The sequence below is a fragment of the Flavobacterium sp. RSP49 genome, assembly GCF_003968735.1.
GTDB lineage: Bacteria > Bacteroidota > Bacteroidia > Flavobacteriales > Flavobacteriaceae > Flavobacterium.
This window is the reverse complement of record NZ_RYDN01000004.1, coordinates 89,841-102,744: the sequence shown is the minus strand read 5'-3', so window position 1 is coordinate 102,744 and position 12,904 is coordinate 89,841. Positions and strand designations below refer to the sequence as shown.

General features: G+C 36.4%; 12 protein-coding genes. 5 read left to right on the top strand and 7 right to left on the bottom strand.

What is annotated here, in order from left to right:
* Window positions 1-107: 107 nt before the first annotated feature.
* Together EKM02_RS03670 and EKM02_RS03665 are read right to left on the bottom strand one after the other, a co-directional pair.
* Window positions 108-1,349 carry a GTP-binding protein gene (locus EKM02_RS03670; RefSeq protein ID WP_126452195.1) on the bottom strand — a complete coding sequence of 414 codons (1,242 nt, stop codon included), beginning with the start codon at window positions 1,347-1,349 and terminating at the stop codon, window positions 108-110.
* The gene (locus EKM02_RS03665; protein ID WP_126452193.1) at window positions 1,346-1,699 is read right to left on the bottom strand and encodes a MerC family mercury resistance protein; all 354 of its coding nucleotides are present in this window, start codon (window positions 1,697-1,699) and stop codon (window positions 1,346-1,348) included. The genes EKM02_RS03670 and EKM02_RS03665 overlap by 4 nt, the downstream gene beginning before the upstream one ends.
* A 90-nt stretch (window positions 1,700-1,789) precedes the next feature.
* On the opposite strand from EKM02_RS03665, the gene EKM02_RS03660 reads away from it, so the two are divergent.
* The 4 genes from EKM02_RS03660 to EKM02_RS03645 all read left to right on the top strand — a co-directional run bounded on the left by EKM02_RS03660 (window position 1,790) and on the right by EKM02_RS03645 (window position 4,289).
* Complete coding sequence (locus EKM02_RS03660; protein ID WP_126452191.1) at window positions 1,790-2,173, top strand: Fur family transcriptional regulator; 384 nt, start codon at window positions 1,790-1,792, stop codon at window positions 2,171-2,173.
* A gap of 167 nt (window positions 2,174-2,340) precedes the next feature.
* The gene (locus tag EKM02_RS03655) at window positions 2,341-2,988 is read left to right on the top strand and encodes a metal-dependent transcriptional regulator (protein WP_126452189.1); all 648 of its coding nucleotides are present in this window, start codon (window positions 2,341-2,343) and stop codon (window positions 2,986-2,988) included.
* A 2-nt stretch (window positions 2,989-2,990) separates the two neighbouring features.
* A complete protein-coding gene (locus EKM02_RS03650) occupies window positions 2,991-3,809 on the top strand; it encodes a ZIP family metal transporter (RefSeq protein ID WP_126452187.1) in 819 nt (272 codons plus the stop codon).
* Between the two features lie 63 nt (window positions 3,810-3,872).
* Window positions 3,873-4,289 (top strand): hypothetical protein, encoded by a 417-nt coding sequence (locus EKM02_RS03645; RefSeq protein WP_126452185.1) that lies wholly within the window; start codon window positions 3,873-3,875, stop codon window positions 4,287-4,289.
* 409 nt (window positions 4,290-4,698) lie between these two features.
* On the opposite strand, the gene EKM02_RS03640 is transcribed toward EKM02_RS03645, so the two are convergent.
* The 5 genes from EKM02_RS03640 to EKM02_RS03620 all read right to left on the bottom strand — a co-directional run bounded on the left by EKM02_RS03640 (window position 4,699) and on the right by EKM02_RS03620 (window position 10,650).
* The gene (locus tag EKM02_RS03640; RefSeq protein WP_126452183.1) at window positions 4,699-4,830 is read right to left on the bottom strand and encodes a FeoB-associated Cys-rich membrane protein; all 132 of its coding nucleotides are present in this window, start codon (window positions 4,828-4,830) and stop codon (window positions 4,699-4,701) included.
* Window positions 4,831-4,896: 66 nt separating this feature from the next.
* The gene (locus EKM02_RS03635; protein WP_126452182.1) at window positions 4,897-7,125 is read right to left on the bottom strand and encodes a TonB-dependent receptor family protein; all 2,229 of its coding nucleotides are present in this window, start codon (window positions 7,123-7,125) and stop codon (window positions 4,897-4,899) included.
* Between the two features lie 365 nt (window positions 7,126-7,490).
* Window positions 7,491-9,590 (bottom strand): ferrous iron transport protein B, encoded by a 2,100-nt coding sequence (gene feoB, locus EKM02_RS03630; RefSeq protein ID WP_126452180.1) that lies wholly within the window; start codon window positions 9,588-9,590, stop codon window positions 7,491-7,493.
* Entirely contained in the window at window positions 9,590-9,829 is a 240-nt protein-coding gene (locus tag EKM02_RS03625; RefSeq protein WP_126452178.1) for a ferrous iron transport protein A, read from the bottom strand. The genes feoB and EKM02_RS03625 overlap by 1 nt, the downstream gene beginning before the upstream one ends.
* Before the next feature lie 155 nt (window positions 9,830-9,984).
* Window positions 9,985-10,650, bottom strand: a complete 666-nt coding sequence (locus EKM02_RS03620) for an SCO family protein (RefSeq protein ID WP_126452176.1) — start codon at window positions 10,648-10,650, stop codon at window positions 9,985-9,987.
* Between the two features lie 138 nt (window positions 10,651-10,788).
* On the opposite strand from EKM02_RS03620, the gene EKM02_RS03615 reads away from it, so the two are divergent.
* On the top strand, window positions 10,789-12,852 hold the full coding sequence (locus EKM02_RS03615) for a M13 family metallopeptidase (protein WP_126452174.1): 2,064 nt from the start codon (window positions 10,789-10,791) through the stop codon (window positions 12,850-12,852).
* Window positions 12,853-12,904: the final 52 nt, after the last annotated feature.

The following is a 12,904-nucleotide window of genomic DNA, read 5'->3' as shown; positions in this document are numbered from 1 at the left end:
TTTGATATATAAAAATTATATTGTTCAATGGATAAAAAAAGGATTCATCATAACAATGAACCGTTGATTACCGAATATTTAACTAAAATGAGTAGGATTTATAACCATTATATTTTATTTAGAACCGCTTTTCCTTGGTCCTCGTGATAGGCTCTAGGAATAGGAAAAGCATCGGTACTAGGAAAAAAACCGCCTTGTAAATCCATAATTTCATCACTGGTGCAAAGGCAGTTTTCGAGTTGTTCTCGAATTAAATTTTCGTCCATTTGCAGCCCTATAAATACGATTTCATTTAGGCGATCTCCAAAATTGGTCGTCCATCGCTCTTCGATAATGTCTTGATATTCGACAAAATTACGAAAAGTCATCCGTTCCCCCAGAGGCATACTGGCCCACCAGACACCAGCTCCCTCGGCTTTCATGGATCCGCCGGCCTGACTCCAGTTGATGGCTTGTTGTGGTCGGGAAGCAATCCAGCATAATCCCTTGCTCCGAATGATATGCTGCGGAAAATCCTTTGTTAGGTAGCGCCAAAAGCGACAGGGGTGAAACGGACGTTCGTCTCTAAAAACAAAGGAAGAAATTCCGTATTCTTCAGTTTCAGGCATATGAATTCCTTCGAGCTCCTGCATCCATCCAGCGGAGGCTTCGGCTTCTTCGTAGTTAAATAATCCGGTGTTTAGGACTTCGTTGATATTAACTCTTCCAAGAATAGAAGGGATTATTTTAGCTATGGGATTCAGTTTCTGGATGGATGCTTTGAGAACTTCCAATTCTTTTTGGGTAACCAAATCAGTTTTGTTCAGGATGATGACGTTGGCAAACTCTACTTGATCGACCAGCAGGTTTACAATTGTGCGAGTATCATTTTCAATATCAGACACTTTCCGGTCCTGAAGAGTTTGGGCTGAACCAAAATCTTTAAAGAAATTAAAGGCATCGACCACGGTCACCATCGTATCAATGAAACTAAATCGGGATAAATCGATGTTTTCTTCTTCATTTACAAAGGAAAAAGTCTGTGCGACAGGAATTGGTTCGCTTATCCCGGAACTCTCAATTAATAGGTAGTCAAAACGGTCTTCTTTGGCTAATTTCTCGACTTCTAGCATTAAATCTTCGCGTAGCGTACAACAAATACAGCCGTTGCTCATTTCGACTAATCGCTCCTCGGTACGGGAAAGCGTGTTTTCTTTTTTGACTAATTGCGCATCAATATTGACCTCACTCATGTCATTTACGATAACGGCTACTTTCAAACCCTCTTTATTATGCAGGATATAATTGAGTAAGGAGGTTTTTCCGGCTCCCAAGAAACCAGATAATACAGTTACGGGCAATTTTTTCATAGGTGCTTTTTTTTGTGATTTTTATAATTCAAGAGATGTCCGAGTATCATTCCTATTCCGCCTATAATTAACAAATTAGTGTGTAAATCGAGAAAAATGTCAATTAACACACTCAACAGAATTAGAGATATGAAGAGCAGGAATATAACAATTATCCTAAAAGTGGCCGTTTTTATAAGGCGCAATACGGCCCAAAGACCTGTTAATGCAAACAGTAAATCGATATACGGATTGTGCGACACGCCAAAAGGCAGGATGGTTAGTAAAGGCAAAACTAAACAATGGATCAGGCACAAACCGGCACTCGAAATCCCTAAAAGATCGATGCTAGATATTGATAGTTTCTTCATTTCTTGTATATTTGCTTAATGCAATTGTGTTGCAAATATAGAAATATATTCAATAACGCAACATTGTTGCGATAAGTAATTTATCAAAAAATGAAAATAACTCGGAACACAACCGCTAAAACTGCTATTTTAGAAATAATAAGAAATTCGGATGTGGCGTTATCGCATACAGAAATTCAGGCTTTAAGCCAAAATTTTTGTGACCGCGTTACCATTTACAGGGTTTTGAATCGCCTTATGACCGAAGATGTGATTCATAAAATGGTTACTTTAGACGGAACCATAAAATATGCAAGTTGCCATGACTTGGACAATGGTGTTCCGCATAGCCACAATCACATTCATTTTAGTTGCGAGAAATGCCAATTGGTGACCTGCTTGGAGAATGTATCGCCCACCTTTAAATTACCGCCGAACTACGTAATGAAGGAGGCTAATTTTACACTTTCTGGATTGTGTCCTAACTGTTTATAATTTGTTCTTATATTTTAGACTTGACTAAAAAAATATTTTTGGTGTGCTTTTTTGTGTATCTTTGTTGTTGTAATTGTTTTACAGTTCTAATTTATTAAGATTGTTGCAATTCTTTATTCTTTACAGCTGTACAAATGTAGGGAGAGAAAACATCAAAAAAAAACAGCATGACCTTTTCAGAAGAAAATTATCTTAAGACCATTTACCACCTTACGGCCGTTTCAGAGGTGGATATCAGCACCAATGCGATTGCCGAAAAAATAGAAACCAAAGCATCATCCGTTACCGATATGCTCAAGAAACTCGCCGAAAAAGAGTTAGTCAACTACATCAAATACCAAGGCGTTTCCCTTACTGATCAAGGACAATTAGCCGCTAAAATGATTGTTCGAAAGCACCGGCTTTGGGAAACTTTTTTAGTGGAGAAATTAGACTTTTCATGGGATGAAGTGCATGATCTTGCGGAACAATTAGAACACATAAAATCTGAAAAACTCATCAATAAACTGGATGATTTTCTGGGAAATCCTACTAAAGATCCTCATGGAGATCCTATTCCGGATGCCAAGGGAAGAATTATAAAAGTAGAAAAACAACTGCTTTCTGAATTCGAGAAAAACCAAATCGGGATTTGTGTAGGCGTAAAGGATACCTCTTCGGAATTTTTAAAATATTTAGACAAACAGGAAATTGCTTTGGGTTCTCAGATTGAAATTGTCGAGAAAGAATTTTTTGATTCCTCTTTCCGAATACGCATTGGTACCAAAGAAATAACCATTTCAAATAAAATTGCCAGTAATTTATACATTAAATAATTATGTTTCAATCTATAGTAGATTATTTCACGAGTATCGACCCAATATTAGCCGCTTTGTACGCGAGTTTATTCACTTGGTTTCTTACGGCTTTAGGAGCCTCGTTCGTTTTTTTGTTTAAAACCATGAACCGGACGGTACTGGACGGAATGCTCGGATTTACAGGGGGCGTAATGGTTGCTGCAAGTTTTTGGAGTTTATTGGCTCCTGCTATAGAAATGACTGGCGGCGAAGGTTTTCAAAAAGTGATTCCCGCAGCTTTTGGTTTTTTTCTTGGTGCCTTGTTCATTTTTGGGATTGATAAAGTATTGCCACATCTTCACATTAATTTTAAAGTTACGGAGGGAATTAAATCGCCTTGGCAACGTACTACATTACTGGTGTCAGCAATTACACTGCATAATATACCAGAAGGATTGGCCGTAGGGGTTCTTTTTGGCGGAGTGGCTGCCGGGATTCCGGAGGCTTCCATTGCGGGTGCTGTTACCTTGGCCATTGGTATTGGAATTCAGAATTTCCCCGAAGGTATTGCCGTGGCCATGCCGTTGCGTCGTATGGGAATGAGTAGAAGGAAAAGCTTTATGTATGGACAATCATCAGCTTTGGTAGAACCAGTTGCTGCTGTTTTAGGCGCTTTTGCTGTCACATTTTTTACCCCAATTTTACCGTACGCTTTGGCCTTCGCTGCAGGTGCTATGATTTTTGTTGTGGTAGAGGAAGTGATTCCAGAAACACAACAGGATAAAAATACGGATATTGCCACACTGGGATTTGTTGGCGGATTTATAGTGATGATGGTTCTGGATGTGGCTTTGGGATAGGATTTTTAATTTTTGCCATTTGTTATTAAAAAGAAGCGTAGCTTTATCTTTTAAATTGCGTTTATGAAAAAGTCAGTAGTATTCCTTTGTATAATTATCAGCAGTGTAGTTTTGGCGCAAAGTCCTAAATCCCAGAAGGTCAAATACAGCACGATACATCAGAAAATATGCCTCAATAAAAAAGGTTTTCAGTTGGTTCTAAAATCGATTTCTTCAGATTCCCGTTGTCCGGAAGGGGTTACATGTATTTGGGAAGGGGAAGTTTCGGGAGTTGTTTCTGTTTACAAAGATTTAAAATTAATTGAAAACAGGATATTGGTTTTTTCGATGGAAAACGAAAAAGAAAATAAAGAATGGTTTTCTAAATATTTACCTAAAAAGCAAAAAAACATTAAAAACTATAGTGTTCTTCCATATCCAAAAGAAGGTGTCAAAATCAACCCCAGCGAATACTATGTAAAAATTGGGTATTTAAAATAACTTTTTATATCACTACTGAATGACTGCATATCACTATAACAAAATGAAAAATATTTTCATTGGGATTAAATATATATAACCTATAGATCAGATTTTTGTTAAAATTATGATGGTCTAATCGCATGCGGATTACTAATTCATAATAGTATCATAATTTCAATTTTTGTAGGGATAAAGCTGAAATAATGTTCAAAGTCAAACCAGAAACAAGTTCAAATTTGAAAACATTTTCTAAAACATACAAACGTAAACAGTTGGTATTGAGTCTAAAAAAGTAATTTTATTAAATTACTGCACTTTCTTTATATTTTAAAGAAAGTGCAGACTTATTGTTATTTTAAGATAGTTCAGACTACTACCAAACATTTTACATGGGCTCTTTTTTAACGTTTAAACACGAAATAAAATTTTAATGGCAGCCGCAATCATCACCACTGCCACAATTTTTATCTGATTTTTTCTTTTTGAGGAAGAATTTTTTAATCAAAAAAGCAAGTGCTATTCCAAGGGCAAAAAAAGCTAAAATTTCTTGAATATCCATATTGTAAAAATAAGAAAAAGCAACCAAAAGAGGTTGCTTTTTGAGTTAAACTAATGAGAAAGTTTTTTACAACTGTGCCATAATTCCAAAATTGATACTAAAAGGCATTCCTGGTCTTAAACCTGCAGGAACTCTTGAAACGGCATACTTTTCATTCATTAAATTAATGATATTAGACATCAGGCTCACTTTTTGGCTGAGGTGGTATCTTGCTGAAAAATCTACAATAAAATTGCTATTTACTTTGTTTTGGGACGGAATAGTTCCCGTTCCTGCCAATGTTCTAAACGCATCTACATATTTCCCACTGATGGCCAAATTGAATTTTTCTGTTTCGAAAGCGGCAGTCAGAGCAAATTGATTTTTGGCGATGTACGGAATCTCATCTCCACGTGTTACATTTCCCCATATTGGGCTGTTAAAGTCACTATTTAATTTCGTATCCGTCAGAGTATAGGAAAAGCTAAGCGGCAGTTTATATCTTTTTTCTGAATTGTTCAGGATCTCATATGTGGCCAAAAATTCAATTCCCTTTACGATTGCGGCACCTGCATTGAATAAATCTCCAGTTCCAGTTCCGCCACCGGACATGTTATCCGAACCTTGTAAATTAGAAAAATCATTGTAATACCCAATCAATTCTCCGTAAAAGGCATTTTTTTGAAAGCGAAAACCCAGTTCTGAGTTGATACTGTTTTCGGCATCTTCTCCAACTTTAGCCCCCGGAGGTGAAAATCCTTTGTGAACACTCGTAAACACATTGTAATCTTCATTTATTTTATACAGAATTCCCATTCCCGGTATCCAAACATCAGAACGGTTATTTGCATTTACGATATTTGTACCGGTTCTTGTAATATCGTTGCTCCCGTAATTAATCGATTCTAAATTGATATTTTCATATCGGATTCCCGGCGAGAACGTAAATTTGTCATACGTAATCGTATAAAGCACATGAGCGGCAATTGCTTCAGCGTTTGTAATCCTATTTGCATCTGTGCCTGGAGTTCCATTCGAAGTTCTATTCATCACTCCATTTTGTATAGCGTACCCATCAACCCATTGAAAGCGATCTTCATAATCTTCGTGGTAGCGAAATCCAAAATCAAGATCGTGTTTCAGCGTTCCTGTTGCAAAATTATAATTCGCTACTGATTGGATTCCTTTAGACTCATACATCCTGTTATTGGCTTTGACTAATAAAGCATTATCAGCAGTGTTAGCAGCTCCAGTTAAAGCTAAATATTCTGCATTATACCTTGTTGGGTCAATTAATATAGAATTAATTCCCACTTTTGTTGTTCCTACTTTTAAAGCATCCAGTTTGTACCAGTTTCTGGCAAAATCATTTTTGTACGCTTTTGTGGTGATGTTGAAATTTTTAGAAGGTTGAATAAAATGCGTAAACATAATTTGTTTGTGCTCGGTATCAATATAATCTTCATTTGATCCGGCATACCTTCTGTAAGGACTATTGTTGAAATCGTCTTCGGTTAAACCAAGGTAGGTTTCATTAGCAAAATCTTCGCTAAATTGAACTTTAGCAGTCAAGGACTGAAAGACTTTGGCATCAAGATCTGTATTAATTCTAAATTTAGCTACATAATCATTTCCCTGAAAACCGGTATTTTTAGTACTGTTGTCAATTTTTTTAAACCCGTCTGAATTTCGATTGTTGTATTCTAAAACATAACCAAAATTTTCGCGTTCATCCCCAAGATTTACGTATGTTTTTTTGGTATTGAAACTACCAATGCTGGCTACAACTCGGGCTGTGAAACGATTTGGGATTTGAGTAGAAACCATATTGATGGCGCCGCCGGTAGTATAAGGACCGTATTGTATTTGACTTCCGCCTTTTACAATTTCGAAAGACTGCATTCTGTTTACTGTTGGAAAGTAATAAGCGGCAGGAGCGGCATAAGGTGCAGGAGCAATTAGAACCCCATCTTCCATAAGGGTAATATTACCAGAACGGTCTGGGCTTGTTCCTCTCATACCAATGTTTGGTCTCAGGCCAAAGCCATCTTCTTCCTGAATATTGATGCCTGGAACTGTTCTTAGAACCCTGGAAACATCATCATAATTAAAGGTTTTTAATTCTTTTGGAGAGATAAAATAAGTTGATCCGGCTTTGTTTTTGGCTTTAAATTTACTTCCAATGATCGCATCGGTGGTAATAATTACTTCGTTTAAACTTTCAATACTATCTTTTTGAGTTTTTGTAAGTTGTTTTTCTTGTGCAAACAAAACGGACGTAATTAATAGCGAGCCAATAATTATAATATTTCTCATTTTTTTTATTTAGATTAATTCTACATTGCAAATGTAAAGCCTAAATCTTATTTAGACAAATTAAAAATAATAATAATTTTTAATTTTAACTTTTGTTGACGTATCGTTATTGAGAAGGAATTTAATTTCTAGGTATACAAATAGGTTTTAATTCGAACGTTTTTTGCATTATACTGTATCTTTTATAATTTTTTACTTCGAATTTGTAAATTATTTATTTTTCTTAGAGGTGTCTTATACGCATCTGAGTGCAGGCGATTAAAAGAAGCATCCTGCGATTCAATTTTTGTTTAGGTTTTTATTAACCTTTCACGCCTTTAGTATGACTCACCAAAGCGATGAAATTTGAGCTAATCAGTAATGGCTTATTTGAGAATTTGGTATGCAATTAAAGCCACAACATAGGCGAATCCGGACATAAAGATCAATTGTCCTGCCGGCCATTTCCAGGAATTGGTTTCTTTTTTTGTAACGGCGAGTGTGCTTGCACATTGCAAAGCAAAAGCATAAAAAAGTAATAGTGATATTCCGGAAGCAAAATTAAAAACCTTTTCTCCGGTAATCGGATTAATCTCGGCAGCCATTTTATTCTTAATAGTACCTTCATTATCGCTACCACCCACACTGTAAATAGTGGCTAATGTTCCCACAAAAACCTCCCTGGCAGCAAAGGAACTGATGATGGCAATTCCTATTTTCCAGTCGTAACCCAAAGGAGAAATAGCAGGCTCAATGGCTTTTCCCATGATTCCGATATAAGAGTTTTCCAGTTTCTGGGAGGCCACTGCATTTTCAAATTCTGCTTCAGGCAACGGATTGTTTTTGGTGTTTTCAGTGACAATGGTTTCCGCATCATTAAATTTTTCTCCTGGTCCGTACGAAGCTAAGAACCATAAAACTATAGAAATAGCCAGTATGATTTTTCCGGCACCAAAAACAAAGGCTTTTGTTTTTTCGATCACATTAATACCTACGTTTTTGAAAAGCGGTAATTTATAATTGGGCATTTCTACCACAAAGTATGTTTTTCCTTTTATTTTAAGGATTTTATTCAAAATGTACGCTGAAAAAATAGCCGTTCCAAAACCCAAAAGATACAACAGCATCAAGGTCATTCCTTGCATGTTCAGAAAACCCAGAACACGAGTATCTGGAATTACCAGAGCAATGATTATGGCATAAACAGGCAATCTGGCGGAGCAGGTCGTGAATGGGGTGACCAGGATGGTGATCAATCGTTCTTTCCAGTTTTCAATGTTTCGGGTTGCCATAATTGCCGGAATCGCACAGGCCGTGCCGGAAATGAGCGGGACTACACTTTTGCCTGATAATCCAAATTTACGCATAATTTTATCCATCAGAAAAACAACTCGGCTCATATAACCGCTTTCTTCAAGAATTGAAATAAACATAAATAGGAAAGCAATTTGAGGGATGAAGATCAAAATACCTCCAATTCCAGGAATTATTCCCTGCGAGATTAGATTGGTTAAAACGCCGGCCGGTAATTGCTCGGCAGCAAGAGCGCTTAATGTAGCAAAGGTACCGTCAATGAAATCCATTGGAATTTTAGACCATTCGAAAATAGATTGAAAAATAACAAACAAAATCATGAAGAAAATCACATAACCCCAAATCTTGTGAGTCAGGACGCGATCCAGTTTGCTGCGAAAATCTTTAGCAATTGTCTCATCGACTTTTAATCCTGTTTTCAAAACGTCATTGATGAATTGGTAGCGTTTTATGGTTTCTTTTTGTTGCAAACGCTTTAGATCCGAATGCGATTTAGTAAATGAATTTCGGATTTCATTTCGGTCTAAATTCAGGAAATTGACGTCTTGAGTAATTACCAGCCATAATTTATACAAGAGCTGGTTAGGGAATGTTTTTCTTAACGTATTAAAATATTCCGGATCAATGCTTGAGGCATTCAAGCAGGGTTCATTTGAAAGAGATTTGTAGTTGACTATCAATTTTTTTAGTTCATCAATTCCAAAACCTTTTCTCGAACTGATCAGTGCAATTTTTGTTTTTAAGTGCGCTTCAAGATACGGAATATCCAGCGTAATTCCTTTGAATTTCATTCTGTCGGCCATGTTGATGACTAATATGGTTGGAATTTCAAGGTCTTTTATTTGGGTAAAAAGTAATAAATTTCGTTTTAGATTCTCCACATCCGTAACTACAAGGGCTACATCAGGGTATAATTTATCGTTTTTATTCAGTAATAATTCAATGACAACGTTTTCATCAATCGAACTGGCATTTAGGCTGTAGGTTCCCGGTAAATCCAAGATATTAGCCTTGATGTTATTGGGTAATTTGCAAAAACCCATCTTTTTTTCAACGGTAATTCCAGGGTAATTCCCTACTTGTTGATTCAAACCGGTCAATTGATTAAAAACAGAGGTTTTTCCGGTGTTAGGATTTCCAATTAAAGCAACATTGATATTTTGATTGGTCATTATAAATTAGTTTTTAGTATTTCAACTTCAATCTCACGGGCAGTTTCCAATCGGATAGCAACGTGTGAACCATTGATGTTTAAATATAAAGGATCGCCAAAAGGAGCAATTTGAAGTAATTCTACCAGATTGCCCGGTAAGCAACCCATTTCCAATAATTTTAATGGAACTATATCAATGTCAAAGTCTTTTATAATGGCCTTTTCGCCTTTTTTGAGAGAATTTATCGTTGTTTGCAAATCTTATTTAGATTGAATTAAGATTGCAAAAATACACATTTTAATACAAATAAAAATGATAAATATCACATTTAAACCTTAATTAAGACAAAACAAATGCATGGATTGGGATGGGATTTATCAGAAAAGGCGAAGAAATTAAAGGTCAATTAATCTTATTCGGCACTCAAAAAACGAATGTCGTCGATTAATCGTTTCATGTCTTCTTTGTTAGTACCGTCATAAAACCCACGAACTCTTTTTTTAGTATCTACCAATACAAAATTTTCTGTGTGTACCATGTCGTATAATTCGCTTGGTTCTCCCAGTTTAACGGCCAAATACGATTTTCTGGCCATGGTATAAATTTCTTTTTTATCACCGGTGACTAAATTCCATTTTGAAGCATCTACCTTATATTTTTTGGCGTAAGCCTTCAAAACCGGAACGCTGTCCGTCTCCGGAAAAACAGTATGCGACAATAACTTCACCTTGGGATCATTGGCAAAAACTTTCTGGATATCCGATAAATTGGTGGTCATTTTTGGACAAATGGAGCCGCAAGTGGTAAAGAAAAAATCAGCCACATATATTTTTCCTTCATAGTCTTTTTGGGTGATGGTTTTTCCGTTTTGGTTGACAAACGAAAAATCAGCAATGGTATGGTATTTTCTTTTATACTGAATCGTACTATCTACTAATTCCGGATTCACATCAGAAGGATTAAAAATAGGAAGTGTTTTTTTTGGCTTTAAGGCCGAATAAAATAAGGATAAAACGACTGCAGAAAAAACCAGGAAGACCCCTAAAAAGATTCGGTATTTTTTTAAAATTCGTAACATAATGTTATTTTAATACAAAAATACGAAAACGAAATTTGTTTTTAATTCAAATTAACACAATCTTATTGGGATAAAATTTAACAAGAAGTTAAAAGTTTTATTGATAGCTTTGTAAAACTAACTAAATATATATTAAAAATGAAAAAGAACATCAATAAGCAGTTGCTTTTTGTGATTCCTGCAATCATGGGTTTTACGGTAAGTCAAGCCCAGAACACAGCCGTGGCGAAAGAGCCAGGAATCAATGTGAACCACATGGACAAGAATGTACAACCCAACAATGATTTTTTTCGCTATGTGAATGGAACATGGTTGGATAATACAGAAATTCCAGCTGATAGAACCCGTTGGGGAAGTTTTGATGAATTGCGTCAAAAAACAGATGCCGATGCTTTGGCAATCTTGAAGGAAGCCACTAAGAATCCGAGTTATAAATCAAATACTGATCAAGGGAAAGCCGTTAATTTATACCAGTCGATATTAGATACCATAGGAAGAAATAAGCTTGGGATAGCGCCTTTAAAGCCGTATTTGACAAAAATAAACGCAGTTAAAAATGCGAAAGACCTAGAGGCATTATTAATTGAAATGGAGCCAATTGGCGGTATTGGATTTGTGGGAGCCAGTGTAGGCACTGATGCAAAGAACAGCAATAGAAATGTAATTAATGTAGGATTGGGTAGCGTAGGTTTGCCAGACAGAGATTATTATGTTTCTGAAGATGCCGACTCTAAAGAAAAACGAGCTAAATACGTGCTTCACGTTGCTAAAATGTTACAGTACCTTGGTGATACTCCGGTAGTTGCTAAAGCGAATGCCGAAAAAATCCTAGCACTTGAAATCGCCATGTCTAAACCAAGATTGGATAGAGTAGAAAGAAGAGACCGTCGTAAATCATACAACCCAATGACGGTTAAAGATTTACAAAAACTGACTCCTTCAATCAACTGGGATAATTATTTCACAAAAATAGGATTGCCTAAAGTGGATTCCTTGATAGTGTCTCAGCCTAAATATATGACTGCTTTAGAAACAATTTTCAAAGAAAATAAAGTAGAAGACTGGAAAGCATACATGCGTTGGACTTTATTAAACAGAGCATCAAGTCAATTGTCAACTACTATTGAAGACGCAAACTGGGAGTTTTACGGAAAAACCCTGACGGGCGCTGTAAGTCAAAGACCACGTGACGAAAGAGCACTTCAAACCATCAACGGAACGGTTGGAGAAGCGTTAGGAAAATTATATGTAGAGAAAATGTTTCCGGCTGAAGCCAAAGCCAAAGCGGAAAAAATGATCAAAAATATATTTCTTGCTTTCGAAAACCGAATCAATAATTTGCCTTGGATGTCTACAGAAACTAAGGTAAGTGCACTTGCTAAACTGCATAAATCAAGAATAAAAATTGGATATCCAGACAAATGGAAAGATTATTCAGCCTTGACCATTAAAAGTCCAAAAGAAGGCGGAACGTATTTTGATAATGTTAAAAACTTGGCAAAATGGCGTTTTGAAGAAAACATAGCTGAATTGAACAAGCCAGTCGATAAAGAAAAATGGGGCATGTCTCCACAAACTGTGAACGCCTATTTCAACCCATCAAATAATGAGATTGTATTTCCAGCAGCTATTTTGCAACCGCCTTTTTACAATTATCAAGCAGATGAAGCCGTAAATTATGGTGGAATTGGAGCCGTTATCGGGCATGAAATTTCACATGGGTTTGATGATTCGGGATCGCGTTACAATGCTGACGGAAACTTAGTAGATTGGTGGACCGCTGAAGATTTGAAACAATTCTCTGCTTTAACAGGAGCGCTTGCAGCTCAATACAGCGCTTTGCAACCTATTCCAGGAACTTTTGTAGATGGTAAATTCACGCTTGGTGAAAACATTGGAGATTTAGGAGGCGTAAATGCCGCTTATGATGGTTTGCAATTGTACCTGAAAGCAAACGGAAACCCGGGATTAATCGATGGATATACTCCGGAACAACGTTTCTTTATTTCCTGGTCAACAATATGGCGTTCAAAAATGCGTGATGAAGCCTTGAAAAATCAAGTAAAAACAGATCCGCATTCTCCAGGAATGTACCGTGCGTATGTGCCTTTGCAAAATATTGATACGTTTTATCAAGCCTTTGATATTAAAGAAAATGATGGCATGTACATTGCTCCAGAAAAGAGAGTAAAAATCTGGTAGAAATTATTCACCAGAGTATGATCTTGATGTGATTTCTCCTTAGTCGAATGAC